This window comes from Lentzea sp. NPDC102401, from assembly GCF_044765805.1.
Classification (GTDB): Bacteria; Actinomycetota; Actinomycetes; order Mycobacteriales; family Pseudonocardiaceae; genus Lentzea; species Lentzea sokolovensis.
The window spans coordinates 146,674-172,612 of sequence record NZ_JBIWKS010000016.1; the positions used below are offsets into that span (position 1 = coordinate 146,674).

27 protein-coding genes are annotated in these 25,939 nt (G+C 67.8%); 11 read left to right on the plus strand and 16 right to left on the minus strand.

Translation table 11 applies throughout. From position 1 onward, the window contains the following. Positions 1–25 precede the first annotated feature (25 nt). The gene (locus ACIRG5_RS40905; protein WP_093599595.1) at positions 26–367 is read left to right on the plus strand and encodes a hypothetical protein; all 342 of its coding nucleotides are present in this window, start codon (positions 26–28) and stop codon (positions 365–367) included. 72 nt (positions 368–439) lie between these two features. Here ACIRG5_RS40905 and ACIRG5_RS40910 read toward each other — a convergent pair whose 3' ends face one another. The 6 genes from ACIRG5_RS40910 to ACIRG5_RS40935 all read right to left on the minus strand — a co-directional run bounded on the left by ACIRG5_RS40910 (position 440) and on the right by ACIRG5_RS40935 (position 5,364). Beyond that, positions 440–1,045, minus strand: a complete 606-nt coding sequence (locus tag ACIRG5_RS40910; protein WP_402915473.1) for a hypothetical protein — start codon at positions 1,043–1,045, stop codon at positions 440–442. Continuing rightward, positions 1,038–1,622 (minus strand): hypothetical protein, encoded by a 585-nt coding sequence (locus ACIRG5_RS40915; protein ID WP_402915476.1) that lies wholly within the window; start codon positions 1,620–1,622, stop codon positions 1,038–1,040. Before ACIRG5_RS40915 ends, ACIRG5_RS40910 begins: the two co-directional genes overlap by 8 nt. A 71-nt stretch (positions 1,623–1,693) precedes the next feature. After that, the gene (locus tag ACIRG5_RS40920) at positions 1,694–2,872 is read right to left on the minus strand and encodes an RtcB family protein (protein WP_402915479.1); all 1,179 of its coding nucleotides are present in this window, start codon (positions 2,870–2,872) and stop codon (positions 1,694–1,696) included. Positions 2,873–2,882: 10 nt separating this feature from the next. Then, positions 2,883–3,554: a hypothetical protein gene (locus tag ACIRG5_RS40925; protein WP_402915482.1), complete on the minus strand. Its 672-nt coding sequence runs from the start codon at positions 3,552–3,554 to the stop codon at positions 2,883–2,885. Between the two features lie 47 nt (positions 3,555–3,601). Beyond that, positions 3,602–4,402: an ABC transporter permease gene (locus ACIRG5_RS40930; protein ID WP_402915485.1), complete on the minus strand. Its 801-nt coding sequence runs from the start codon at positions 4,400–4,402 to the stop codon at positions 3,602–3,604. Continuing rightward, entirely contained in the window at positions 4,399–5,364 is a 966-nt protein-coding gene (locus ACIRG5_RS40935; protein ID WP_402915487.1) for an ATP-binding cassette domain-containing protein, read from the minus strand. The genes ACIRG5_RS40930 and ACIRG5_RS40935 overlap by 4 nt, the downstream gene beginning before the upstream one ends. A gap of 97 nt (positions 5,365–5,461) precedes the next feature. Here ACIRG5_RS40935 and ACIRG5_RS40940 point away from each other — a divergent pair, with 97 nt between their 5' ends. Then, the gene (locus ACIRG5_RS40940) at positions 5,462–6,781 is read left to right on the plus strand and encodes an NAD(P)-binding domain-containing protein (protein WP_402915490.1); all 1,320 of its coding nucleotides are present in this window, start codon (positions 5,462–5,464) and stop codon (positions 6,779–6,781) included. 234 nt (positions 6,782–7,015) lie between these two features. Next, positions 7,016–7,561, plus strand: a complete 546-nt coding sequence (gene cpt / locus ACIRG5_RS40945; RefSeq protein WP_402915492.1) for a chloramphenicol phosphotransferase CPT — start codon at positions 7,016–7,018, stop codon at positions 7,559–7,561. Here the strand turns inward: cpt and ACIRG5_RS40950 are convergent. The 5 genes from ACIRG5_RS40950 to ACIRG5_RS40970 all read right to left on the minus strand — a co-directional run bounded on the left by ACIRG5_RS40950 (position 7,558) and on the right by ACIRG5_RS40970 (position 12,385). Next, on the minus strand, positions 7,558–8,403 hold the full coding sequence (locus ACIRG5_RS40950; RefSeq protein WP_402915494.1) for a radical SAM protein: 846 nt from the start codon (positions 8,401–8,403) through the stop codon (positions 7,558–7,560). The genes cpt and ACIRG5_RS40950 overlap by 4 nt on opposite strands. A gap of 172 nt (positions 8,404–8,575) precedes the next feature. Beyond that, the gene (locus ACIRG5_RS40955) at positions 8,576–9,157 is read right to left on the minus strand and encodes a class I SAM-dependent methyltransferase (protein ID WP_402915497.1); all 582 of its coding nucleotides are present in this window, start codon (positions 9,155–9,157) and stop codon (positions 8,576–8,578) included. 68 nt (positions 9,158–9,225) lie between these two features. Next, a complete protein-coding gene (locus tag ACIRG5_RS40960; RefSeq protein ID WP_402915499.1) occupies positions 9,226–10,731 on the minus strand; it encodes an aldehyde dehydrogenase (NADP(+)) in 1,506 nt (501 codons plus the stop codon). Further along, complete coding sequence (locus ACIRG5_RS40965; RefSeq protein ID WP_402915502.1) at positions 10,728–11,555, minus strand: NAD-dependent epimerase/dehydratase family protein; 828 nt, start codon at positions 11,553–11,555, stop codon at positions 10,728–10,730. Before ACIRG5_RS40965 ends, ACIRG5_RS40960 begins: the two co-directional genes overlap by 4 nt. A 41-nt stretch (positions 11,556–11,596) precedes the next feature. Then, positions 11,597–12,385 carry an IclR family transcriptional regulator gene (locus tag ACIRG5_RS40970; RefSeq protein ID WP_402915505.1) on the minus strand — a complete coding sequence of 263 codons (789 nt, stop codon included), beginning with the start codon at positions 12,383–12,385 and terminating at the stop codon, positions 11,597–11,599. A 126-nt stretch (positions 12,386–12,511) separates the two neighbouring features. Between ACIRG5_RS40970 and ACIRG5_RS40975 the strand changes: the two genes are divergently transcribed. The 8 genes from ACIRG5_RS40975 (at position 12,512) to ACIRG5_RS41010 (ending at position 20,208) form a co-directional block, all read left to right on the plus strand. Continuing rightward, positions 12,512–13,831 (plus strand): extracellular solute-binding protein, encoded by a 1,320-nt coding sequence (locus ACIRG5_RS40975; protein ID WP_402915508.1) that lies wholly within the window; start codon positions 12,512–12,514, stop codon positions 13,829–13,831. A 161-nt stretch (positions 13,832–13,992) separates the two neighbouring features. Continuing rightward, complete coding sequence (locus ACIRG5_RS40980; RefSeq protein WP_402915510.1) at positions 13,993–14,814, plus strand: carbohydrate ABC transporter permease; 822 nt, start codon at positions 13,993–13,995, stop codon at positions 14,812–14,814. After that, complete coding sequence (locus tag ACIRG5_RS40985; RefSeq protein ID WP_402915512.1) at positions 14,811–15,689, plus strand: carbohydrate ABC transporter permease; 879 nt, start codon at positions 14,811–14,813, stop codon at positions 15,687–15,689. The genes ACIRG5_RS40980 and ACIRG5_RS40985 overlap by 4 nt, the downstream gene beginning before the upstream one ends. An 8-nt stretch (positions 15,690–15,697) precedes the next feature. Continuing rightward, positions 15,698–16,600 (plus strand): 5-dehydro-4-deoxyglucarate dehydratase, encoded by a 903-nt coding sequence (locus tag ACIRG5_RS40990; protein ID WP_402915515.1) that lies wholly within the window; start codon positions 15,698–15,700, stop codon positions 16,598–16,600. Positions 16,601–16,613: 13 nt separating this feature from the next. Then, positions 16,614–17,873: a glucarate dehydratase family protein gene (locus ACIRG5_RS40995; RefSeq protein WP_402915517.1), complete on the plus strand. Its 1,260-nt coding sequence runs from the start codon at positions 16,614–16,616 to the stop codon at positions 17,871–17,873. Next, entirely contained in the window at positions 17,867–19,009 is a 1,143-nt protein-coding gene (locus ACIRG5_RS41000) for a hypothetical protein (protein WP_402915520.1), read from the plus strand. Before ACIRG5_RS40995 ends, ACIRG5_RS41000 begins: the two co-directional genes overlap by 7 nt. A gap of 233 nt (positions 19,010–19,242) precedes the next feature. Then, positions 19,243–19,533, plus strand: a complete 291-nt coding sequence (locus ACIRG5_RS41005; RefSeq protein WP_402915523.1) for a hypothetical protein — start codon at positions 19,243–19,245, stop codon at positions 19,531–19,533. A 138-nt stretch (positions 19,534–19,671) separates the two neighbouring features. Continuing rightward, positions 19,672–20,208, plus strand: coding sequence for a hypothetical protein (locus tag ACIRG5_RS41010; RefSeq protein WP_402915525.1), 537 nt, complete (start codon positions 19,672–19,674; stop codon positions 20,206–20,208). 188 nt (positions 20,209–20,396) lie between these two features. On the opposite strand, the gene ACIRG5_RS41015 is transcribed toward ACIRG5_RS41010, so the two are convergent. From ACIRG5_RS41015 to ACIRG5_RS41035, 5 genes are all read right to left on the minus strand, one after another. Then, a complete protein-coding gene (locus ACIRG5_RS41015; RefSeq protein WP_402915528.1) occupies positions 20,397–20,759 on the minus strand; it encodes a glyoxalase in 363 nt (120 codons plus the stop codon). 75 nt (positions 20,760–20,834) lie between these two features. Next, entirely contained in the window at positions 20,835–22,499 is a 1,665-nt protein-coding gene (locus ACIRG5_RS41020; protein WP_402915531.1) for a fumarate hydratase, read from the minus strand. Positions 22,500–22,783: 284 nt separating this feature from the next. Beyond that, positions 22,784–23,773: a sigma-70 family RNA polymerase sigma factor gene (locus tag ACIRG5_RS41025; protein ID WP_258950595.1), complete on the minus strand. Its 990-nt coding sequence runs from the start codon at positions 23,771–23,773 to the stop codon at positions 22,784–22,786. Between the two features lie 250 nt (positions 23,774–24,023). Beyond that, positions 24,024–24,449 (minus strand): D-aminoacyl-tRNA deacylase, encoded by a 426-nt coding sequence (gene dtd, locus ACIRG5_RS41030; RefSeq protein ID WP_402915534.1) that lies wholly within the window; start codon positions 24,447–24,449, stop codon positions 24,024–24,026. Beyond that, entirely contained in the window at positions 24,446–25,915 is a 1,470-nt protein-coding gene (locus ACIRG5_RS41035) for a methyltransferase (RefSeq protein WP_402915536.1), read from the minus strand. Before ACIRG5_RS41035 ends, dtd begins: the two co-directional genes overlap by 4 nt. Between the last annotated feature and the right edge of the window lie 24 nt (positions 25,916–25,939).

A 25,939-nucleotide genomic window follows, 5' to 3' on the forward strand; every position in this document is an offset into this window, starting at 1 on the left:
CGGTGCGGAGGAGCGGGGGTGTGCCGTGTCCTTCAAGGCGGAGTTCCTCGCAGAACTCGAGGATTGCCTGCGCGGCTACGGCGCGGTCCCGGTGAGCAATCCCGACGCACTCGCGTTGTTCATCGAGTTCGTGCGAGCCCTTCCGGCAAGTGACCAGAGGCTGCGTTGCCTCGAAGGTGTCGACCAGGGTTCCGGGTCGTTCTGGAACAACCCGGCGGTGTGGTGGGAGCAGGTGCCGCGGTTCGGCGCGGGACTTCCCCGTTGCGGATCGGCGGAGTGCCGCAAACTGCTGGACGACATGCTCGACGAGGCGATCAGCGACGAGATCGACGTACTCGAGATGGAGATCCGCGAACTGCCCAGCTGAGGCTGGAAAAGGTCCGGACATGCCTGCCGGCGCCGCCACCTGTTACGGCCACGGCGCCGGGGCTTCCAGCACTTATTTGACGGCGACCAGCGACTTGAACAATTCCCGATAGCGGTGGAGAGCCAGTCGCAGGTCCTCGGTCTGTGGATCACCGTTTCCCTCGAGCTGCTTGGTGAGGGAGCGGTGGCGCGTGTTCAGTTCCTCGAGCGCGCGGGTCACGAGGTCGTCGGCCTTGCGGACGGCGGCCTTCGGGTCGTCGACGAACTCGTACTGCACCGACTGCCACTCGTCCTCGAGCTTGCTCGACAGCTTCTGGTCGGTGCGCGGCTGGTCGGCGCGCTGCGACCCGGTGGGCTGCCGGTCGGTGCGGTTCTGCTCGCCGCGCTCGTGCTCGGTGCGCTGCGCTTCCGTGCGCTGGTGCTCGGTCCGGTTCGAGTCGGTCCGGCTTGCGTCGGTCCGGTTCACGTCGGTGCGCTGAGCCTCGGTGCGCTGAGCGTCAGTGCGCTGAGCGTCGGTCCGGTTCGCGTCGGTCCGGTTCGCGTCGGTGCGCTGAGCCTCGGTCCGCTGCGCGTCAGTCCGTTCCGCGTCTACCCGCTGCGTCTGCTGCGGGGTGCGGTCACCCTGCTGCGGACGACCCGGAGTGGGAACCCCAGCGGCGTGAGTCGGTGCCTCAGACATCAGTCTTCTCCTTCCGCACGGTTTCCCTGTCCTTGCGCGGCTCGGCGCCGTGTTCGAGCAGATCCGTGAAGAGTTCGCGGTAGTGGACCATCGCCGTGCGCAGGTCCTCGGTGTTCGCTTCGCCGATCTCGTGGCGCTCCGAGATGTCGTGCGCCTTGCGGTAGTGCTCCAAGGTCCGTGCGTGTTCGACGGACAGAACGCTCAGCTGCGCCTCGTAACCCTCGGTGGGGTAACCGCGCTCGGACATCAGATCGGTCACGAGACGGTCGGCGTCCGCGATCGCGCTCTCCGGCGAGTCGACGAACTTCGTCTGCACGTTCGCCCAGTGCCGGCGGTAACTCTCCTGCGCCGTCTGGGAAAGCGGCTTCAGGTCGAACTCGCTGTGGCGGTGCTCCCGCTCGGCGAGCTCCTTCTCCGCGGCCGTTCTGCTGTCGCTGTCCGTGACCGCGCGGTCGTATTCAGGGCCGAAGCGGTCGCGCAGCTTCTTGCGCTGCATAGCGGGCCTCAGCACGAACGCGAGGACCGCCAGCACCACTAGAACCGCGACCACCAGGCCGATGATGGCGCCCGTTGACATGGAAAACCTCCAAGACAGGCAAGAAAGACTCTGCTGTCCTGGAGGCTTCCCGTTCACCCACAAGGGAAACATCAACCCTTGATACAAACCACCTGCTTGAGCTTGGCGACCACCTCGACCAGGTCGGACTGGTTCGCCATCACGGTGTCGATGTCCTTGTACGCGCCCGGAATCTCGTCCACCACGCCGGAGTCCTTGCGGCACTCGACACCACTTGTCTGGGCGGCGAGATCCTTCGTCGTGAACGTCTTGCGGGCCTTGTTGCGCGACATCCGGCGGCCGGCGCCGTGCGACGCCGACTCGAACGAGTCGGGGTTCCCGAGTCCGCGCACGATGTACGAACCGGTGCCCATGGAGCCCGGGATGATGCCCAGCTCGCCACGTCCGGCGCGGATCGCACCCTTTCGCGTCACCAGAACGTCCTCGCCGAAGTGGTTCTCCTCCGACACGTAGTTGTGGTGCGCCGAGATCGGCTCCTCGAAGACGATCTGCGGGAACTCGCCGCGCAGCACGTCGCAGACCAGGCGCAGCATGACCGCGCGGTTGCGTCGCGCGTAGTCCTGCGCCCAGTACAGGTCGTGCCGGTACGCCGCCATCTCGGGCGTGCCCGAGAGGAACACGGCGAGGTCCGGGTCCGGCAGCTCGGCGTTGTGCGCGAGCGTGCGGGCCACCGCGATGTGGTGCTGCGCCAGCTCGTTGCCGATCCCACGCGACCCGGAGTGCAGCATGACCCACACCCGCTGGTCGCCGTCCAGGCAGACCTCCAGGAAGTGGTTGCCGCCCCCGAGCGTGCCCATCTGGTGCAGCGCCTTGTCGGCGCGCGCCTTCACAACGGGCGTGAGGTCGTCGAACTTCCTCCAGAACGCGCCCCAGTCGGACGCGTCCCTCTCGGTGAACGCGGTCGCCTTGTGCTGACCGAAACCGACGGGGACCACGGCCTCCATGCGGGACCGCAGGCCGCGCAGCGTCTCCGGCAGGTCGCTGGCCGTGAGCGAGGTGCGCACGGCGGTCATGCCGCAGCCGATGTCCACGCCGACGGCCGCGGGGGAGACGGCGTCGCGCAACGCGATCACCGAACCCACCGTGGCGCCCTTGCCGTAGTGCACGTCGGGCATGACCGCGATGTGCTTGAACGCCCACGGCAGCGAGGAGATGTTCTGCAACTGCCGCATGGCGAACTCCTCGACCTCGTCCGGTCGAGTCCACATGCGAATGTCCACGTTCTGGCCGCGGACCAGGGTTGCTGCCATGCCCACGAGGTTAGGCGGCGCTTTGCCCGTTCCACAAAAGAGTTTCCGCGCTCACGAACTCCCACGTGCCCTTGCGCACCTTGGCCTTGCGGAGGTCGCCACCGATGTTCGTGACGAACGCCCGCACGGTCGGCAGGTCTTTGACGTCCGCGATGAGGATCGCCTTGTCCTGCAACGTGACGCTGCCGCCGCCGAGCTTCTCGCGCGCGACCGCGTCCTTGAGCAGGCCTTCGCGTACCTGCGTCGCGGTGACGCCGTCGACCTCGACCTGGACGGCGTCGACCTCCGGCGAGTTCGCGAGCAGGAAGCGGAACGTGAGCACCGACTCCTGCCGGAACTGCTTGCCGATCGTGGACGCGGTGTGGCGCAGGCTTTCCTCGTCGAGGGTGACGTCGAACTTGCGGGAGCGTTCGAACGTGGTCTGCTGCTGGTCACCCGACCAGAACACGCCGTCGAGCAGCGTCGAACGGGTCGTGCGGCCGCCGTTCGCGTGCACGATCGCGCGGACCTCGCGGTCGAAACTCACCAGTCTGTCCTGCAACCGCGGGTCGGCGGGGTCGGTGATGATCGCGGTGTTGTTCGTCGCGAAGATCTCCGGGCACGGCAGCGGTGCGCCCGCCGCCGTGCCGGTGGAGACCGCGAACGCCAGTACCGACGTGACTGCCACGAGAAGATTTCGCATGGGGCACAACGTATTGGCGCGACGCGGTTCGGTACACCCCGTTCCACTCAGCGGGCAACGGCACGTTTGTACTGGTGATTGGCCAGCGGAACGAAGATCAGCAGGAAGACCACCACCCAGCCGAGCGACGCGAGCACCGGGTGCTGCAGCGGCCACACGTCCGGCGGTGTCTGCAGGGGAGAGGTGTTGCCGAACAGTTCGCGGGCGGCCAGCGTGACGGCCGAGACCGGGTTCCACTCGGCGACGTGCCGCAGGCCTGCCGGCAGGTTCTCCGACTGCACGAACGTGTTCGCGATGTAGGTGATCGGGAAGATGAAGATGAAGCTGGCGTTGTTGAACACCTCGGGACTGCGCACCAGCAGCCCTATCCACGCCATCGCCCACGAGAACGCGTAGGCGAACAGCAGCAGGATCCCGACCGCGGCGAGGGCCTCCAGCGGCGACGAGTGGATGCGCCAGCCGACGATCACACCGGTGATCATCATGATGACGATGACCAGCGCGTTGTTGACCAGGTCAGAGGTGGTGCGGCCGACCAGCACGGCCGAGCGCGCCATCGGTAGCGAGCGGAACCTGTCGATGATGCCCTTGGTCATGTCCTCGGCGAGGCCGCTGCCGGTGATGGTGGCGCCGAACAGCACTGTCTGCGCGAAGATGCCCGCCATCAGGAACTCGCGGTAATCCATGCCGGGGATCTGAATCGAGCCGCCGAACACGTAGGCGAACAGCAGCACGAACATGATCGGCGCCGCGGTGGAGAACACCAGCAGGTCCGGCACGCGTTTGATCTTGATCAGGTTGCGCTTGGCGACGACCCCGCCGTCCGCGAGCGCCTGCAGCAGCTTCACTTCTGTTCCCCCTGCACTGAGTCGTCCGCGACGTGACCGGTCAGGGCGAGGAACACGTCGTCGAGCGTCGGCCTGCGCAACCCGATGTCGAGGACCTTCACCGACTCGGCGTCCAGGCGCCGGATCGCCTCCATCAACACGGAGGACCCGCCCGTGACCGGCACGGTGAGGTGGTTCTGGCGGTCGTCGGACTCGATCGGGCCGACGGCGAGGTCCACCAACGTGGTGGCGGCGCTACCCAGTTCGGCGGACGTGGCAACGGACAGTTCGAGACGTTCGCCGCCGACCTGGTCCTTGAGTTGGTCCGCGGTGCCTTCGGCGATCACCCTGCCGTGGTCGATCACGGCGATCTGGTCGGCGAGCCGGTCCGCCTCTTCAAGGTATTGGGTGGTGAGCAGCAGGGTCGTGCCGCCCTTGACCAGTTCCTCGATCACGTCCCACATGCCCAGCCGGGAACGCGGGTCGAGGCCTGTGGTCGGTTCGTCGAGGAACAGCACCGTCGGCTTCGCGACCAGCGCGCCCGCGAGGTCGAGCCTGCGTCGCATGCCGCCGGAGTAGCCCTTCACCGGACGGTCGGCGGCGTCCTCGAGATCGAAGCGGGCGAGCAGTTCGCGGGCTCGTTCCCGGCTTCTGGCGCGGCCGAGGTGGTACAGACGGCCGACCATGTCGAGGTTCTCGAACCCGGTGAGGTTGTCGTCGACGGCCGCGTACTGGCCGGAGAGCCCGATCTTCGTGCGGAGTTCCTCGGCCTGCCTGCGCACGTCGAGCCCGGCGACGCGCGCTGATCCCTCGTCGGCCTCGAGCAGTGTGGTGAACACCCGCACCGCCGTCGTCTTGCCGGCGCCGTTGGGACCCAGCAGGCCCGTGATGGTGCCCTCGGGCACGGTGAGGTCCAAGCCGTCGAGCGCGACGACCGATCCGTAGCGTTTGACCAGGCCTTCGGCCACGATCGCGTCTGTCATGGGGGCATCATGGCGCTGAGGTCTGACAATCTCGTCCGATTTATGACCGTGCCCAGGTGATTGACAGCCGCTTTGAACGTGAAAATACTTCAGAGCCATGGAACGCGTGTGCGTCATCGGTGCGGGCTCGTCCGGCATCGCCGCATGTCAGGTGCTCGGTGCCCGCGGCATCGAGTTCGACTGCTTCGAGACGGGGTCGGAGATCGGCGGCAACTGGCGCTACCTCAACGACAACGGCATGTCGTCGGCCTACCGGTCCCTCCACATCAACACCTCGCGGCAGATGATGGAGTTTAAGTCCTTCCCGATGCCCGCGCGTCTGCCCGCCTATCCGTCGCACTTCCAGATCGCCGAGTACTTCGACGACTTCGTGAAGCACCACGGGTTCCGCGACCGCATCCGGTTCCGGACCGAGGTCACCTCGGTTTCCGTCGCGCCCGGTGGCTATTCGGTCACGACGCGCGATCGCGATACGGGCGAGGAGATTTCGGGTGTCTATGGTTCAGTAATCGTCGCGAACGGGCATCACTGGTCACCGCGGATGCCCGAGCCCGCCTTTCCCGGCTCGTTCGACGGCGAACAGATGCACGCGCACTTCTACAAGACGCCCGAACGATTCGCGGACAAGAAGGTGCTGGTTCTCGGCATCGGCAATTCCGCCTGTGACATCGCGGTCGAGACCTCACGCGTCTCCGCGCGGACGTTTCTGGCGATGCGCCGAGGCGCGCACATCATGCCCAAGTACCTCTTCGGCATGCCGACCGATCACCTGACGACCTCACCGCTCGCCCGTTTCGCGCCCGCCTGGCTGCAGGCGCTGTCCGTGCGGGCAATGCTGCGGCTGGCGCGCGGCAAGCTCTCCGACTACGGCCTGCCCGAACCGTCGCACGGCATCCTCGCCGCGCATCCGACGGTGTCCGACGATCTGCTGACCCGGCTCGGGCACGGCGACATCACGGTGAAGCCGAACCTGGCGCGGCTGGACGGATCCGGGGTCGTGTTCGCGGACGGATCCCGCGAGGACGTCGACGTGATCGTCTACTGCACCGGGTACAAGGTCGACTTCCCGTTCCTCTCCTCCGCCGAGTTCCCCGCCGTGTCGTCCGCGGACAACGAGGTGTCGCTGTACCGGCGGGTCGTGGATCCGGCGCATCCCGGGCTCTACTTCCTCGGGCTGATCCAGCCGCTGGGGGCGATCATGCCGCTGGCCGAGGCGCAGTCCGAGTGGATCGCCGACCTGATCTCGGGACACGGGGCGCTGCCGCCGGTGCCGGAGATGAAGGCGGAGATCACCTCCTACCGGGAGACGCTGCGGCGCCGGTACGTGAAGTCGAAGCGGCACACGCTGGAGGTCGACTTCCTCGGGTACCAGCGGGAGTTGCAGGAGGAGCGGCGGGCCGGCGCCGCTCGCCGCTGACTCGCCGCCCTGCTCTGCGCCGCCACTCTCGATGTTGACCTTTGCAATGAGTCTTTTGACTTCGTCCGCAAACGTTTTTTGCATCCGGTGTGCGCAGGAAGCGATATATCAGTGAGCTGGCGGGCTGTGAGCTGGGCCTTAGCAATGAGTCTTTTGACTACGTCGTCAAAAGACTCATTGCTAGAGGTAGTAAATGAGGGGGTGGGCGCTGGGTGGCGTGGGTACGGTCGGAGCGTGTCGTCGAGCGCTCAGGTGATCGTTCTCAACGGTGGGTCCAGCTCCGGTAAGTCGGGGGTCGCGCGGTGCCTGCAGGCGGTATTGCCGGAGGCGTGGCTGGCGATCGGGGTCGACACGTTGATCGACGTGATGCCCGCGCGGTTGCGGCTCGGGTCGGAGGGGATCGGGTTCGCGGGCGACGGTGAGGTCAGCGTCGGGGCCGAGTTCCGGTTGCTGGAGGACGCGTGGATGAACGGCGTCGCGGCGATGGTGCGCGCGGGGGCGCGGGTGATCGTGGACGACGTGTTCCTCGGTGGGGCCGAGTCGCGGCGGCGGTGGGAGAAGGCCCTGGACGGGCTCGACGTGGTGTGGGTCGGGGTGCGGTGTGACGCCGCTGTCGCCGCCGGGCGCGAGCTTGCTCGTGGTGATCGGGTTGCCGGGATGGCCGAGGCGCAGGCTGAACTGGTGCATCGCGGTATGAGTTACGACGTCGAGGTCGACACCGCGAAGGCCGAGGCGGTCGAGTGCGCGAAGGTGATCGCCGCGCGGGTCGGGAACGTCTAGGGGCGGGGTGGGTCGTCGTTCGGGGCGCAGGAGCCGCCGCCCTGAGGCCAGCACGACGGGCCGGCGGTGATCGGCGGGGTCGGCTGGGCGGTCGACAGGATCGTCGCCAGATCCGTATCCAATATATTGCCCAGTCGGATTCGGCGGGCGAACACGCACGGCCAGACGTCGCCGGACGGTGAGATGGCGACGGCGCTGTGGCCGCAGCGGCCACAGAGCTGGTCAAGGCCGGGCTGGTCGAAGCTGGGCTGGTCAGGGCCCGGTGAAGCGTTTGCGCCGCGGCCGATGCGGCGCAGCCGGTCGACACCGACATGCGAGACGCCCAGCGACGAGAGGTCGGCTTGGGCGGCGCGGGTGCGCTGGAGGCCGATGCGCTCGGAAGAGCTGACATCGATGACGCCGGCGCGCAACGGGATGTCGCGGCGCAGGGCCTCGGCGATGTTCGCGCGGGTGCGGGCGTGGCTGCCACGCCCGCGGGTGATCGCCTCGTGCTGGGACGCCGTGTCGGAGTAGTAGCTCGTCGCCAGGCGCACGCCGGGACGGGAGAACGTGTCCCACAGGCGTGGGCCGATGTGCACGAGATTGCTGAACACCTCGACCTCGAGTCCGGCGGCGAGTGCGCGGTCGACGAACTCCGGTAAATCGGGATGCAATGTCGGCTCTCCGCCGATGAACTGAATCGAGTGCGCGCCGAGTTCGGCGACGTCGTCGATGGTCCGGAACCAATCACGAGTTCTGAGCACGCCCTCGTCGCCGCGCGGTCCGGACTCCGCGTAGCAGTGCGTGCAGCTCAGCTGACATTTGCCGGTGATCTCAAGCCATGCGAAACGCAGGTCGGTCATGTCCCGCTCCCCTGGACGACGCCGTGCGATAACCATCTTGCCCCGGCGGGCCGCGAAAGGAGCTGTCGAATTGATTTAAACATCGGTCTGCTGTCGGACTGGTGACATGTCACCGACACGAATACTGCGTGCGCGTCGCCGTATTAGTATTAACCGACCAATCAATCGCCGATCAGGAGCGTCTCATTAGGAAGCACGCGAAACCGCTCCCGGAAGCGGGCTCCGGCAGCCTCTCGATGTCGAACGACGCCCCGAACAGCCGCTGCTCGTCACCCACGGCGAGACCGGGGAACCGGGCGCCACGACGCTTCCACCACGGGATCTCGTCGTAGAAGCACCACATCACGAACACCGAACCGGGGTGCGACAGCCGCAGCACGGTCGCCGCCATCGCCTCCTGGGCCGGCCCGCTCAGGTCGTCCAGCACGCCGTAGTCGACGAGCAGGTCGAACGTCCCGGCGACGCCGAGGATCGAGGTGGCCGTCAGATCCCCTGGCAGCCACTCGACCGACAACGACGGCGGCGTCGCGCGCCGGGCCTTCTCCAGGCCGACAGGGGAGAAGTCCACGCCCGTCACGTCGAAGCCGTGCTCCGCCAGGAAGATCGAGTTCGCCCCGCTGCCACAGCCGAGATCGATCGCCCGGCCGGGCGCGATCTGGCCTGACGTCACCAGTTCGACCAGTTCGGCACGGGGCCCGCCCTCCCACGGCGCCCAGGTCCGGTACATGAAGTTGTAGGCCCGACGACCGACCATCCCACGTCCTCCCAACGAAAACGGGGCCGCCGACATGAAGTCAGCGGCCCCGCTCATAGAACGACCTTTCAGTGCACGCCGAGCACTCCGTCGATCCGGCGCGGAATGCCGAGCGGGTTCGCGTCCTGCAACTCGGCCGGCAGCAACGCGTCCGGCCACGACTGGTACGTCACCGGCGCGATCCAGCGGCGGATCGACGTGGCGCCCACCGACGTGTGCAGCGGGTTCGTCGTCGACGGCCACGGACCACCGTGGTGCTGACCCCACGCCACCGCGACACCGGTCGGCCACGCGTTGAAGATGATGCGACCCGCGACGTGCCGCAGGACCTCGGCGATCTCACCGGCCTCCGCGTGGTCCGACGCCTCCGCGTGCACCGTGCCGGTCAGCGTGCCCGGCAGCTTCGCCAGCACCGAGTGCAGTTCGGCGGGATCGGAGTAGGTCACGGCCAGGGCGGCCGGGCCGAAGTGCTCCTCGGTGAGCTTCTCGAGGTTCTCCTCGAACACCGACACCGGCACGCTGAACAGGCGCGGAGCCACGGCCCACGCCTCGTCCGGGCGCGTACCTGAGGACACGACGGTCACCAGGTCCGACGCCGCCAGCGCGTCCGTCGACGCCGTGTAGGAGTCGCACATCCGCTCGTTCAGCATCGCGCCACCGGCTGTCGCCGCGACGGCCTCACCCAGCGCGGGCACCAGCGTCTCGGGCGTGAAGACCAGACCGGGGTTCGTGCAGAACTGGCCGACGCCCATCGTCAGCGACGCCGCGAACCCGGCGGCGATGTCCTCGCGCCCGGCCGCACCCGGCAGGATCACCGTCGGGTTCACGCTGCCCAGTTCGCCGTAGAACGGGATGGGGTCCGGCCGGCCCTGCGCCAGGTCGAACAGCGCTCGCCCGCCACCGGTCGACCCGGTGAAACCGACCGCGCGCACCGCCGGGTGCTTCACCAGCGCGACACCCGACTCGGTGCCGTACACGATGCCGAACACACCCTCGGGCGCACCGGCCTCGCGCAGAGCGTCCACGACGACGCGCGCGGTCTCGCGCGACGTCGACGGGTGCGCCGAATGTGCCTTCACCACAACGGAACAACCGGACGCCAGTGCGGAAGCCGTGTCACCGCCGGCGACCGAGAACGCGAACGGGAAGTTCGACGCGGAGAACACCGCGACCGTCCCCAAAGGACGGAGCACGCGCCGCAGCACCGGGCGCGGCGGGATGATGTCCGGGTTCGCCGTGTCCAAAGTGGCCTCGACGTAGCTGCCCTCGCGCAGCACCTCCGCGAACAACCGCAGCTGGTTCGTCGTGCGCTTGAGCTCGGTCGTCAGCCGCGGCACGCCCAGCGCCGTCTCGCCGTCCGCCGTCTCGACGAGCAACGACGACTCGGCGTCGAGCGCGTCCGCGACCTTCTCCAGCACCACGGCGCGATCCGCCGCCGGAACGACCGACCACGCCGAGAACGCGGTGGCCGCGGCGGAAGCGATCCGGTCCACCTCGCTGTCGGGGGTCTTCGCAACTGGCTCGCCGAACGGCTCACCGGTGCGCGGGTTGTATCCCTGAACGACGTGGCTCAACGCCCTGCCTCCTTGACTGCCGTGTCGAAATCGGGGCCACACCAGGCCCCGCCCACGTACCTCGCCGCGTACGACGAGGGATCGAGCTCACCGCCGTGCTGCTCCAGCACCGCGGCCGCGTACTCCTCGGAGTCGTCCTGGGGCTCATAGCCCAGAGCGCGGGCCTCGTCGAGCGAGAACCAGCCGCGCTTGTTGGCCGACACGCCCCAGACGACCCGGAAACCGGGGGAGGGGAAGGAAAGAGCCGCCTCGAACAGGCGCGCGCCGTCGTCCGGCGACATCCACGTCGACAGCATCCGCACGTCACGCGGCTTCTCGAAGCACGAACCGATGCGGATCGCGATCACGTCCATGCCGTAGCGGTCGGCGTACAGCGATCCCAACGCCTCCAGCGCCACCTTGGACACGCCGTAGTAGGTGTCCGGACGCGGGAACGCGTAGTCGCCGGCCTCGCCGTCGGCGCGTTCGACGTAGCCGACCGCGTGGTTCGAGCTGGCCAGGATCACCCGGCGAACTCCCTGACGGCGTGCGGCTTCCAGCAGCGTGTGCGTGCCGTCGATGTTGACACTCAGGATCTTCTCCCACGGCTCCTCGAGGCTGTGGCCACCGAGGTGGATCACCGCGTCGACGTCCTTCAGCGCCGCTTCCATCGCGGCCATGTCGGTCACCGACGCCTCGACGAGTTCGACGTTCTCGCCGTCGGCGGCCGCGGGAAGCTCCGCGATGTCCAGCAGCCGCAGGACACGGCCCTCCGCCGCGAGGCGGGTACGCATGAGCGTGCCCACCCCGCCGCCGGCGCCGGTGATCAGGATGCGTGCGGTCACGGGTTGGAGCCCTCCGTCTTGTTCAGGTGTGTCGGCAAAGCTCAGCGACCGAACTGGCGGAGGAGTTCGGTGATCTGCCGGGCGGCGTCGAGCAGAGCGGAGATGACCTGCCGCTCGTGCTCGGGGTCCAGTCTGCCCAGGGGAACCGAACAACTCATAGCGTCCAGGACGGGATTTCGGTAAGGCAACGCCACCGCGAAACAGCCCAGCCCGGGCGTGTTCTCCTCGCGTTCGTGCGCGTAGCCGACGTTCCGGAACCCGGCGAGCTGCTCGTGCAGCGCCGCCCGATCGATCACGGTGTTCGGCGTCAGCGGTGCCAGCTCGGCCGGAAGGAGCAGATCGACCTCCTCCGGCGTCCGCGTCGAGAGCACCGCCTTGCCCAGTGACGTCGAGTGCGCGGGCAGCCGGCGGCCGACGCGTGAGACGACCCGCAGGTGGTGCTCGGACTCGCGACTCGCCAGGTAGACGACGTCCGCGCCGTCCAAACGGGCAAGGTGGACGGTCTCGTTGATGTCCTGACGGACCTGCTCCATCACGCGGATCGCCGCGCGCACCACCGGGTCGTGGTCCAAATAGGACGTACCGACGAGCAGTGCGCGCACGCCGATGCCGTAGGTGCCGCGGTCCGCGTCGACCTCGACCCAGCCGCGTGCCACCAGCGTTTGCAGCAACATGTAGAGGCTGGACTTGGGATAGCTGAGTTCGCGGTGCAGCTCCGTGAGCGTGAGCCTGCGGTCCGACGCGGACAGCACCTCAAGCAACTCCACCGTGCGGTCGGCGGACTTCACCGCACCGGGACGAGCTGTGCCCTTGCCGATCGGCGACGCCACCTGAAGCCTCCTCGAAACAGGGAAGAAACTTTCCCTTGACACGTTGCTGTGCTGATTCTTACAGTCCTGACTCAGGTTCACAAGTACGACCCACGTTCACATACATGAACACGAAGGGCTCCGACGATGCGCCGTAGAACAGCCACCACGATCGCCACGCTCGGCGTGGCAGCGCTGCTCGCAGGATGTGGCAGCGGTGGCACCACGGCGGCGTCGTCCAAGGACCCGAACAAGCCTCTCGAAGTGTGGACCCGCTCGACCGAGGCGACCGCGAAGGTCTACGAGAAGATCTTCAAGTCGTTCACCGAGAAGACCGGCGTGCAGGTCGACTACAAGCCGATCTTCAACGACTTCGACAAGCAGGTGCAGCAGCGCGCCGCGTCGAAGGACCTCCCCGACGTCGTCATCACCGACACCGGTTCTCTCGGCAACTTCGTCAAGCAGGGCTGGACGACCGAGGTGAGCCGCGACGACGTCGCGGGCAGCGGCGACATCGTCGACCGCGCGTGGAACAACGGGAAGGGCGCGGACGGCAAGTTCTACGCCATCCCCTACTCCACCCAGGCGATGGTCACGCTGATCCGCAAGGACTGGCGCGAGAAGCTCGGCAAGCCGATCCCCACGACGTGGGAGGAGCTCGACGACCTCGCGAAGGCCTTCACCCAGAACGACCCGGACGGCAACGGGCAGAACGACACGTACGGCATGCTCGTGCCGGGCACGACCGACCGCGGCTACCTCGCGTGGTGGGCGGCCAGCTACATCTGGCAGGGCGGCGGCGACATCCTCGAGGACGAGGGTGACGGCAAGTTCCGCGTCGGCATCGACTCGCCGGAGTCGACCAAGGCCGTCGAACGGCTGCGCAAGCTCTTCTGCGAGGACAAGGTCATGCAGCCCGGCTCGCTGACCCTGGGCACGAACGACGCGCATCCGCTGTTCGAGTCGGGCAAGAGCGGCATCTACCTCACCGGCCCGTACATGATCGGCCGCTTCGACAAGTCGGTCGGCAAGGACAAGTACGAGGTCATCGCCTCCCCGAAGGGCCCGGCCGGCGCCACGGTGCTCGGTGAGGGCGAGAACATCTACCAGATGGCCGGCTCCGCGAAGACCGCCGACCAGAAGAAGCTCGCCGAGTACCTGATCACGCCCGAGGCACAGCAGGCCGGTATGAAGGGCGACCCGCAGCCGGTCGTGCGCCTGCCCGTCAACAAGACCGTCGACGTCAACGCGACGTACAAGGACCCGCGGTGGGCGACCGTGGCGGGCGTGTACTCCAGCGAGGCGCGGCCGTTCCCCAGCGTTCCGAACTTCGCGCCGTTCCGGCAGAAGACCTCGGAGACCCTGAACTCCATCTTCGCGAAGTGCCCCGCTGACTCCTCGGCCGAGCTGAAGACGCTCGCGGAAGCACTGAAGAAGGAGCTCGAGAACCAGAAGGCGTCGAAGTGACCGCAGTTCAGTCACTCGGCGACACCCGAGACGTGGGCTCGACGGCTAGTGGCGGCGGTGCCGTCGAAACCCACCCCGTGAGGCGACGCCGCCGGCGTCGCCTCACGGGAGCCACCCCAAGGGGAAATGCCTGGGTCCCGTGGCTCTTTCTTCTCCCCGCCGTGCTGATCTTCCTGGTCTTCAAGTTCATCCCGATGGGCGAGGGCATCCGGCTCTCGTTGTTCGAGGTCCGGCCGTTCCTCGGGGACATCTTCGTCGGGTTCAAGAACTACGCGACGATCCTGCAGGACGAGAAGTTCCTGACCGCCAGCTGGCACACCCTCGTGCTGGCCGGCGGTCAGACCGTTGGCGCGATGCTGATCGGCTTCTTCCTCGCGTTGCTGCTCGAAGGCCACACCAAGTCGCTGTGGTTCGTGCGGTCCGCGGTGTTCCTGCCCGTCGTGGCGGCCACCGCGGTCATCGGCGAGATCTGGCGGCTGTTCTTCTACCCGGCGCCCGAAGGCTTCCTCAACGAGCTCATCTCGTGGGTCGGCCTCGGGCCCTGGGAGTACATCCACAGCACGGACACCTCGCTGGTGTCGGTCATGTTCGTGGGCATCTGGAAGCACGCCCCGTACGACATGGTGCTGATCCTCGCCGGGCTCGCCGGCATCGACCGCCAGCAGTACGAGGCCGCCGCGATCGACGGAGCCTCGACGCCGCAACGGATCTGGAACGTCACGCTCCCCGCGCTGCGGCCCGTCATCACCATCCTCCTGACGCTGGCGGCGATCCGCGGCCTGCGCGTCTTCACCGAGGTGTACGTGCTCACCGGAGGTGGCCCCGCGGGGTCGACCGACGTCTGGATGACCCGCGTCTACACCACGGCGTTCGAACAGTCCGAGGCCGGAGTCGCCTCGGCTGGTTCTGTGCTCTTGTTCCTGGTTACCTTGATTTTGACGGTCAGCGTGCAGTGGTACCGCCGGAGGAAGGAGGCGCGATGAGCGTCAACTCGAGCCGCTTCGACAGCGCCATCGGCTGGTCCACCAGGCCGGACGCGTGGGGCAGCAGGGCCGTCCGCTTCCTTTTCAGTGCCCTCGCTGTAATCCTTTTCTGCGGCCCGCTGCTGGTCATCTTCTCCGGCGCGTTCGACCACAACCCGGACCCGACCAAGCTGTCGGTGATCCCGGCCAACCCGTCGCTGATCAACTTCCAGGTCGCGGCGGAGAACAAGATCTGGCACTACCTGATGAACTCGTTGATCATCGCCGGTGGCGCGCTGCTGTTGCAGCTGGCGGTGAGTGTGTTCGCCGCCTACGCGTTGGCGCGCAAGAAGTTCCGCGGCCAGGCCATCGCACTGCTGGTCATTCTCGCCACGATGATGTTGCCGGAGGAGGTCATCGCGATCCCGCTGTCGCTGGTGATCGGAGACCTACCACTGGTGCACGTGAGTCTCAAGGGCACCCTGCTCGGCGTCATCCTCCCGTTGGGGGCTTGGGGTTTCTCCATCTTCGTCATGACGGAGTTCATGAAGGAGATCCCCAGCGAACTGGAGGAGGCGGCCAAAGTGGACGGTGCCGGGGAGCTGCGTCTCTTCGCGCAGATCATCCTCCCGCTGTGCAAACCCGCGCTCGGCGTCATCGCCGTGTTCGGCTTCAACATGATTTGGGAGCAGTACCTGCTCCCCCTGATCGTCGCCGCTGACCCCTCCGATTACACGCTCACGGTCGCACTTCTCGCGCTTCGCTCCGACGACCAGGTCGGAACGGGCATCGTGCTGGCCGGAGCGTTGCTGGCGCTGGTACCGAGCCTGGTCGTGTACCTGTCGCTGCAGAAGTCCTTCCTGCGTGGGATCACCACCGGAGCGATCAAGGGATGAGTCTGGTTATGCAACTCGATGGTGTGCTGTTCTTTCCGGTGACCCCGTTCGACAGCGAGGGGAACATCGCGTACGACGTGCTCGCCGAGCACGTCAAGCACGGTGTCTCCGCCGGGCCGGGCGCGGTGTTCGCCGCCTGCGGCACCGGCGAGTTCCACGCCCTGGGGCTGGAGGAGTTCGAGCGCGCGGTGGCCGTCGCGGTCGAGGCGACCGCGGGCAAGGTGCCGGTGTTCGCCGGTGCGGGCGGCTCGGTCGTGGCGACCAAGCAGTTCGTCCAGGCGGCGGAACGTGCTGGTGCGCAGGGCATTCTCCTGCTGCCGCCGTACCTGGTGACGAACCCGGCCGCCGGACTCGTGCGGTACGTGGCCGAGGTCGCCGGCGTCACCGAACTGCCGATCATCGTGTACCAGCGCAACAACGCGCGGTTCACGCCGGAGACCGCCGTCGAGGTCGCGCGGATCCCGAACGTCGTGGGCTTCAAGGACGGCATCGGCGACCTCGACCAGATGCAGCGGATCGTGCTGTCGGTTCGTGCCAACGTTGACAAGCCGTTCCAGTTCTTCAACGGCCTGCCGACCGCGGAGATGACCCAGCTCGCGTACCGGGGCATCGGCGTCGAGCTCTACTCGTCGGCGGTGTTCTGCTTCGCGCCAGAGATCTCGCTTGGCTTCTACAACGCCGTGCAGTCCGGCGACACCGAACTGGTGAACCGCTTCCTCTACGAGTTCTACAAGCCCCTGGTCGAGCTGCGGGACAAGGTTCCCGGCTACGCGGTCGCCCTGGTGAAGGCCGCGGTGCGCGCGAACGGGCTCGACGTGGGTGGCGTGCGGCCGCCGCTGATCGACCCGCTGGACGAGCACCTGGCCGCTCTCGACAAGATCATCGCTGCGGGCAAGGCTCTGCTGAGCTGAGAGGGCGTTCGGAATGAAGATCACCGAGATTGTTCTGACACCGATCGCGTTCCGGGACCCGCCGCTGCTGAACTCGGCCGGCGTCCACGAGCCGTGGGCGCTGCGCACCATCGTCGAGGTGCACACCGACGAGGGCATTTCGGGGCTGGGGGAGACCTACGGCGACCTTGGGCACCTGGAGCGCTCAAGGTCCGTTGTGGACTCCCTGATCGGCCTCGACGTGTTCGCGTTGAACGAGATGCACGCGCGGGTCTCCGCCGTTCTCGGCGGCAAGGCCGGGCAGGACAAGCACGGCCTGACCGGGAAGATCACGGCGGAGAGCACCGTCGACCGCGTGTACTCGCCGTTCGAGGTCGCCTGCCTGGACATCCAGGGCAGGGCGCTGGGCCGTCCGGTGCACGACCTGCTGGGCGGCGCCGTTCGCTCCGCTGTCCCGTATTCGGCGTACCTGTTCTACAAGTGGGACGGGCACCCCGGCGCCGAGCCGGACGAGTGGGGCGAGGCGATCGACCCCGCCGGCATCGTGGCGCAGGCGACCAAGATGATCTCGCGGTACGGGTTCGGGTCGATCAAGCTCAAGGGCGGTGTCTTCCCTCCAGAGCAGGAGATCGAGGCGATCCACGCCCTGCGTGAGGCGTTCCCGGAGCACCCGCTGCGGCTGGACCCGAACGCGGCCTGGTCGACGGCGACGTCACTGAAGGTCGCCGAGGAGCTCGACGGCGTGCTGGAGTACCTGGAGGACCCGACGCCGGAGATCTCCGGGATGGCGGAGGTGGCCGCGAAGGCGCCGATGCCGTTGGCCACCAACATGTGCGTGGTCGCGTTCGAGCACCTCAAGCCGTCGGTGGAGCAGGACGCCGTGCAGGTGCTCCTGTCCGATCACCACTACTGGGGCGGCCTGCAGCGGTCGCGTCAGCTGGGGATGATCTGCCAGACGTTCGGCATCGGCCTGTCGATGCACTCGAACTCACACCTCGGCATCTCACTGGCCGCGATGACGCACCTGGCGGCGGCGACGCCGAACCTGAACTACGCGTGCGACACGCACTACCCGTGGAACGCGGCCGACGAGGTCGTGGAGCCGGGTGTGCTGTCCTTTGTGGATGGTGCCGTGCCCGTGCCCGTCACGCCGGGCCTCGGAGTGACGCTGGACCGGGACGCGTTGGCGCGCATGGCCGAGAACTACGTTCGTTGCGGCATCACGGCTCGTGACGACACGGGCTACATGCAGAAGTTCGACCCGAGCTACGAGAGGAAGCGTCCCCGGTGGTGAAGTCGGTTGTGCACGCCTATCCGTGGGACCTGATCGGAGACCCTGAGGCCGTCACGCGGTACCAGGAGCTCGGGGTCGACGCGATCGCCGTTGCCGCGTCGTATCACACCGTGCGGGCCGCGACGCCGCTGCACCCTTCGCATCGGATGGTCGACGCGAGGCATGCGGCGTTCTACCTACCGGTGCGTTCGGAGAAGTACGGCCGGTTGGCCCCCGCCGAACCGTCCTGGATGGACGGTTCGGACTCGTTCGGTGCCGCGGCGGCGTTGGTTCGTGCCGCCGGACTGCCGGTGTACGCGTGGACCGTGCTGACGCACAACTCGCGGCTGGGCGACCTTCATCCCGATGTGACCGTGGTGAACGCGTTCGGGGATCGCTACCCGTACGCGTTGTGCACCGCGCAGCCCGACGTCGTCGAGTACGCGTCGGTGCTGGTGTCCGAGGTGCTGGAACTCGGCGCGCCGGACGGGATCATCCTGGAGGCCTGCGGGCCGCTGGGGTTCTTCCACGGCGGGCACCACGAGAAGACCGACGGCACGGACTGGAACGCGGTGCAGCAGAAGCTGTTGTCGCTGTGCTTCTGCTCTGCCTGCACCGCCCTGTACGCCGACCCGGATGCCCTGCGCGAAGCGGTCCGGGCCGGAGTTGATCGCGGCGCACCCAAGAATGGACAGAGCGTTGAGGAAGCGTTGGGTGCGCTCGCGGAGGACGTTCAGACCGTGCGCACCGGCGTGGTGCGGTCGTTGCGGCAGAAGCTGGTCGGCGAGATTCGTGCCGCGGCGCCTTCGATCCGGGTTGGAATGCACGTGACGGCAGACCCTTGGGGCACTGGGCCGTTCGCGACCGTGGCCGGGGGAGTCGGCGCCGACGTCGACGTCCTGACGACGATGTGCTGGCCTGGCCCGGAGATCGCTGTCCCCGGCATCGAGGCTCTTCGTTCCGCCGCACCGGACACGCGGATCGCCGCGTACGTGCTGGGGCTGCCGCCCAAACCGGCCGACGGCGCGGCGTTGTCGAAGGAGTGGCTCGCCTATCTGGACGCCGGTGTGGAGGAGTTCCACCTCTACCACGGAGGTCTTGCGTCCGCGGCACGGTTGGAAGCTCTGCGAGAGGCTGTGGCGGCCGTCAGCCGCTAACTGTGAAGAGAAGTCACTGCAACCCGCTGTGAGCGCGGTTCCGTCCTTTGAACATGAGGCACATAGGAACCGTAGTTGGCACTGGCGTCCTGCTGCTCGTCATCTCGGCCTGTGGCAGCGCGCAGAACGCGGGCACCGGGGCAGGTGGCGGTCAGGAGTTGCCGACCGCCACCTCACCCTCGGAGCTGCCCCCGAACATCGCACCCGGAGAAGTGCCGCCGGACGGTAAACCCGTGACCAAGCTCGATGCCAACGGTCTGACGCCGGACTATCCGCGCACCGTCTGGACTCAGGGCGACGGGAAGACCGTCGGAGTCGTCGCCCAGGAGGGCGGATGTGGCAAGGCGAGCGCGTCCGTGCTGGAGCAGAACGCGGCCACGGTGAAGATCGAGCTGCTCGAGACGCTGCCGCTGACCAAGCAGATGTGCACCATGGACATCCGCTTTCCTCCGCTGACGGTGCAGCTCTCCGAGCCCCTCGGTGAGCGCACGGTCGTGCTGACGTCGCGGCAGGAACAGAAGTAGACCTTCCTCCCCACGGTGCCCGGCCGGCATCTGCCCCGCCGGCCGGGTACCTCTTCTCCTTCGTGGTGAAAGTTCGACCGGACAGGTCGCAGGACATTTGACAGGGACTTCCCGTCCCGGTTTGCGAGGATGGTGCGCATGAGAAACGCCGTCGCAGTCGTTGCTCTCGCCGTCGTGCTCGTCGGTTGCTCGTCCGGCACTCAGTCCGGCGCACCCGGCGCGAGCTCGTCGGGCGGGGCGCCCACGGGCACGACCGCGCCCGGTTCGAGCGGCACCCCCGGCACGGGCTCGTCGAGCGGGAACCCCACCGCTCCCGTCCAGCCTCCGGTCTCGATCTCGGAGCAGAAGCCCGTCGTACCGCCCGGCGTCACGCCCGTGGCGAAGGACAAGGTCGACACGACATCGTTGTCAGACACCTACCGCGACGAGGCCTACGTCTTCGGCGACGGCCGTGACGTCGAGGTCTTCGGTGCCGGTGGCGGCTGCAAGGAAGCCCGCGCCGAGATCACCGGCCAGTCGGCCGACGTCGTCCAGATCACGCTGGTCACGATCACCAAGCAGCCCCCCGGCACCGTGTGCACCCAGGAGATCCGTGAGGTGCCGCTGACCGTCCGCCTGGACGCGCCGCTGGGCAACCGCCGCCTGGTCCTCGAAGCCCGCGAGGAAACCGGCTGAGCGTCCGGCACCCCCCGCAGTTCGCGGTCGTCCGGCACTGAGGTGGCGCACCACACGCCCTCGCGTGCGCCACCTCAGTGCTCGGCCGGACCCCGCTCACCTGCTGCTTAGCAATGACTCTTTGGACTTCGTCCGCAAAAGACTCGTTGCAAAGGCCGGGAAGCGACCGGAGTGAGCGAGCCGATATATCAGTTTCCAGCGTGGGCGAGGAACTCCACGCGGTTGCCGGCGGCGTCGAAGGTGTGGAAGCGGAGACGGCCGGGGATCTCCGCGGGATCGGCCCAGACGACCGGGTGGCCCGCTGCCGCCACGGATTCGGCCACCGCGGTCACGTCGACCACGAACGCCGGGTGCGCCTTGCGTGCGGGGTGGAAGTCGTCCTCGACGCTGACGTGGATCTCGCCGCCGCCGGGTACCGCGAACCAGCAGCCGCCTCGCGCGGCGAGCAGCGGCGGTTTGGGCAGTTCGGTCCAGCCCAGCACGCCTGCGTAGAACGCGCGCTGCTCGTCTTCGGCTCCTGCCGGACAGGTGACCTGCACGTGGTGGATCAACGCGAAACCCCCGATCGCAACGAATACGGGACAACCGTACTGTTTGATCGGGGGCTTCGGGGTCGCTGAGGGACCCTAGCGGCGGAAACTGATCTGCAGCGTCGGGGTCGACGTCTCCGCGAAGAAGTCGTTGCCCTTGTCGTCGACCACGACGAACGCGGGGAAGTCCTCGACCTCGATCTTCCAGACCGCCTCCATGCCCAGTTCGGGGTACTCGAGCACCTCGACCTTGCGAATGCAGTCCTGCGCCAGCCGCGCCGCCGGGCCACCGATCGAGCCCAGGTAGAAGCCGCCGTGCGACGAGCAGGCGTTGGTCACCTGCTGGGAGCGGTTGCCCTTGGCGAGCATCACCAGCGAGCCGCCCGCGGCTTGGAACTGCTCGACGTAGGAGTCCATGCGGCCGGCGGTGGTCGGGCCGAACGAACCTGAGGCGTAGCCCTCGGGCGTCTTGGCCGGACCGGCGTAGTAGACCGGGTGGTCCTTGAGGTACTGCGGCATCTCCTCGCCGGCGTCGAGGCGTTCCTTGATCTTGGCGTGCGCGATGTCGCGGGCCACGACCAGCGGACCGGTCAGCGAGACGCGGGTCTTCACCGGGAGCTTGGTGAGGATGTCGCGGATCTCCGACATCGGGCGAGTGAGGTCGATGTGGACGACCTCGTCGGACAGGTCCTCGCCCTCGATCTCGGGCAGGAACCGCGCCGGGTCGCTTTCCATCTGCTCCAGGAACACGCCCTCGGCCGTGATGCGGGCCTTGGCCTGGCGGTCCGCCGAGCACGACACCGCGATGCCGACCGGGAGGGACGCGCCGTGGCGGGGGAGCCGGATGACGCGCACGTCGTGGCAGAAGTACTTGCCGCCGAACTGGGCGCCGATGCCGAAGTTGCGGGTCAGTTCCAGGACCTGCTGCTCGAGGTCCGTGTCGCGGAACGCGTGGCCCAGCGCCGAGCCCTCGGACGGCAGGTTGTCCAGGTAGCGGGCGGAGGCGAGCTTCGCGACCTTCAGGTTCTGCTCGGCGGACAGGCCACCGACGACGACCGCGAGGTGGTACGGCGGGCACGCGGCGGTGCCGAGCGAACGGAGCTTCTCGTCCAGGAACGACGCGAGGCGCTTCGGGTTCAGCACCGCCTTCGTCTCCTGGTAGAGGAACGTCTTGTTCGCGCTACCGCCGCCCTTGGCCATGAACAGGAACTCGTAGACGGGCTCCTGACCGGGCTTGTGGAACACCTCGATCTGCGCGGGCAGGTTCGTGCCGGTGTTCTTCTCGTCCCAGAACGTCACCGGAGCCATCTGCGAATAACGCAGGTTGAGCTCCTGGTAGGCCTCGTAGACGCCGCGGGCCAGCGCCTGCTCGTCGTCGCCGCCGGTCAGGACGGTCTCGGAGCGCTTGCCCATGATGATCGCCGTGCCGGTGTCCTGGCACATCGGCAGCACGCCACCGGACGAGATGGCGGCGTTGCGCAGCAGGTCCATGGCGACGAAGCGGTCGTTGCCGGAGGCCTCGGGGTCGTCGATGATCTTGCGGAGCTGGGCGAGGTGCGACGGGCGCAGCAGGTGCTGGATGTCCCGGATCGCTTCCTTCGCGAGCAGCGTCAGCGTCTCGGGCGCGATCTGGAGGAACTTGCGGTCACCGGCCTCGATGAGCTTGACCCCGTCGGAGGTGACGAGGCGGTACTCGGTCTCGGTGTCCTTCGCGAGGGGGAGGACGTCGGTGTACTCGAATGTGGTGGGCACGGGGTACACAACTCCAACGGTGTGCAGTTCGGATCAGAAAACCGTACCGCCACCAAAGGGACGCACTGGTCCCCGTCCACCGTGTTCTTCGCAACCGTTTTCGCGGGGGTCCCGCAAACGCGGAAGGCCGAGGCGGCCCCCGGCCGTCCCGACCTTCCTTCGCGTGCTAACCCGACTCACGACGGGCGTCGCGTGGCTCTGGTAACGCCCGACCGTGCCGTGAGTTGAGTCACAAGTCAATACTGCTCGGCGGGTGAGACCCGACCGTAACGCCACCAGGGACGATTCCGGGGTTACGAGGCGTAGGCCCGCAGCTTCGCGGCGCGTTCGCCCTGGCGGAGCTTGGACATGACCTCGCGCTCGATCTGACGCACCCGCTCGCGCGACAGGCCGAACCGCTTGCCGATCTGGTCGAGCGTGCGCGGCTGACCGTCCTCGAGCCCGTAGCGCAGCCGGATCACGGCCTGCTCGCGCGGCTCCAGCGTCGCGAGAACGCGGCGCAGGTCGTCCTGCAGCAGCCCGGAGATGACGGCGCTCTCGGCGTCGGTGGCGTCCGAGTCCTCGATGAAGTCACCGAGGGGAGCGTCCTCCTCCGTGCCGACCGGCATGTCGAGCGATACCGGGTCACGCGCGTGGTCGAGCAGGTCGGCGACCTTGTCGGGGTTGAGGCCGGCTTCCTTCGCGAGCTCCTCGTTCGTCGCCTCGCGGCCGAGCGTCTGGTGCAGGTCGCGCTTGATCCGCGCGAGCTTGTTCACCTGCTCGACGAGGTGGACGGGGAGGCGGATGGTGCGGCCCTGGTCGGCCATGCCGCGGGTGATGGCCTGGCGGATCCACCACGTCGCGTACGTCGAGAACTTGAAGCCCTTGGTGTAGTCGAACTTCTCGACCGCCCTGATCAGCCCCAGGTTGCCTTCCTGGATCAGGTCCAGCAGCGGCATGCCACGGCCCGTGTAGCGCTTGGCCAGCGACACGACGAGGCGCAGGTTGGCCTTGAGCAGGTGGTCCTTGGCGCGGCGGCCGTCGCGGACGAGCGCCCCCATCTCGTCGCGGCGGGTGGGGGTGAGGCGCTTGGCCGTCTCGAGGACGTGCTGCGCGAACACACCTGCCTCGATGCGCTTCGCGAGCTCCACCTCCTCCTCAGCCGTGAGGAGCGCGGTCTTGCCGATTCCGTTCAGGTAGACTCGAACGAGGTCGGCTGCTGGTCCCTGCGCGTCGAGTTCGTGCTCGACGACGGCGGGCGTGTTCTCTCCGACTTCACGGTCGGAGATCCTCGTGACGGTCATGGATCTCCCTCCCCCTGGTGCGGGCGACGCTGCTGTCGGTCAGGACAGTCGCGCGTGGCGGTCAAGGCGGCGCGGCGCTGCGCCCTGGTTGCCGGTTGCGGCGGGCCCGCTCGGGATCCCATCGCTAGCTGGCTGATACCTGGGTAACGAAGACGATTCCGAATTCGTTCCCGACTTCCATGACCTGAAGACGTCATCGCTGTCACAGCGGTTGCGCGTCTAATCTGAGGATTGCCTGAGAACCGTTTAGTCAGAGCTCGACGATCACCGTGAACGGACCGTCGTTCACGCTCCGTACCTTCATCTCGGCTCTGAATCGTCCCGTTTCGACGCGCGCGCCCTTTTGGCGTAGTTCCTGCACGACGGCGTTCACCAAGGGTTCCGCGTGCTCGGGCCGGGCGGCCGCCGTCCAGGACGGACGGCGGCCCTTGCGAGTGTCCCCGTAGAGCGTGAACTGGCTGACGACCAGCAGTGGAGCACCTGTCGACTCACACGACTGCTCGTCGTCGAGGATGCGCAGACCATGCAGCTTCTGTGCCATTTTGCGAGCGTGCTCGGCCGTGTCGTCGTGATGGACGCCGAGCAGCACCAGCAATCCGGGCTCGTCGATCGCGCCGACGACGTCCCCTTCGACTTCGACACTCGCTTCTGTGACGCGCGCCACAACTGCTTTCACGCGGGAATCAACATTCCGTGCCGGATGAGATCACGAACGATCGGCAAGGCCGCTTCCGCGTCGATTTCTCCGTAAGCGAACTCGAGTAGCGCGAGCAGGTCCTCCAACGGCAGAGAGCCGTTGCAACCGGCGACGAGCCTGGCGGTCGCCTCGTCGACCTCGTGCTGCCAGCCGGGCCCGTCGGTGCGGTGCAGGCGCGCGACGACCTTGCGCCAGCCCTCGTCGCCCGGTTCGGACACCTCTTCGAGCAGGACGGTGTCGGCGACCCGGAACCGGCGGCTCAGCAGGTCGGGATTCGCGCGCAGCCACGCGACGTTGTCGAGCCAGCGCGCCGCCTCCGGGCCCAGCGGGTCGTCGTAGGCGTGGCGCAGGTCTTCGCAGATGACCTGGGAGTGCATCTCGTCGGTGCGCCGCAGCGTCACGTACCCGAAGCCGACGCCCTGGACGTCGTTCTCCTCGAACCAGTCCAGCCACGCCGCTGCCTTCTGCCGCCCCTCGGGGCTGCGCGGGTCGACGCCCGCGTCCTTGAGCCACGTGCCGACGTACAGGGCGGGCTCGGCGATGTCGCGCTGCACGAACCACGCGTCGATGCCACCGCGCGGCAGCCAGCCGGAGACGCGCTCCTCCCAGTCCTCACCCCTGCGGTGCACCCACGACGCGAGCAGCTGGCCGACGCCGCCCTCGTTGAGGAACGCGGGCAGCTGCCGGATGACCAGTGCCGACGCGTCGTCGCCGCCCAGGCCGGAGTCGCGGTAGACGAAGTCCACGCGCGGCGGGCCGACGACGAACGGCGGGTTGCACACGACCTGGTCGAACCGCCGGTTGCGGACCGGGCCGAACCACTCGCCCTGCAGCGTCTCCACGGCGAGCCCGTTGATGCGGAACGTGCCCTGCGCGAGCCTCAGCGCGCGCTCGGACAGGTCGGTCGCGGTGATGCGCTCGGCGTGCGTGCTGGCGTGCAGCGCCTGGACGCCGCAGCCGGTGCCGAGGTCGAGCAGCGTGCCGACCGGCGTGCGCTTGGTCGCGCGGGCGAGGCTGATGGACGCGTGGCCGACGCCGAGCACGTGGTCCTCGGGGACGGCGCTGCCGCGCAGGTCGGAGTCGAGGTCGGCGATGACCCACCAGTTGTCCTCGTACGGCCGCACGTCCAGGCCGGCCTTCAGGCTCGCGGCGTCGAGGGCGGGGGCCAGGACCTCGTTGGCGACGAGGACGTCAATGCCGACGCCGTCGAGCGCCTTGCGGACGTCCTGCTCCGGCTCGTGGTCGCCCAGCAGGAAGAGGCGGATCAGCGTGCCGAGCGTCCCGGCGTCCTTGCTGGCGCGGCGGGCGGGTTCGGGCTCACCTCGGCCGAGCGCGGAGTGGGCCTGGGCGCCGAGCGCCTCCACGACGCCGTCCGCGGTGTAGCCGGCGGTCTCGAACGCCCCGCGCAAACGGGCGCAGAGGTCAACAGAAAGATCGGGGTGCACGGGTGGAGATGCTTTCACGCCGCC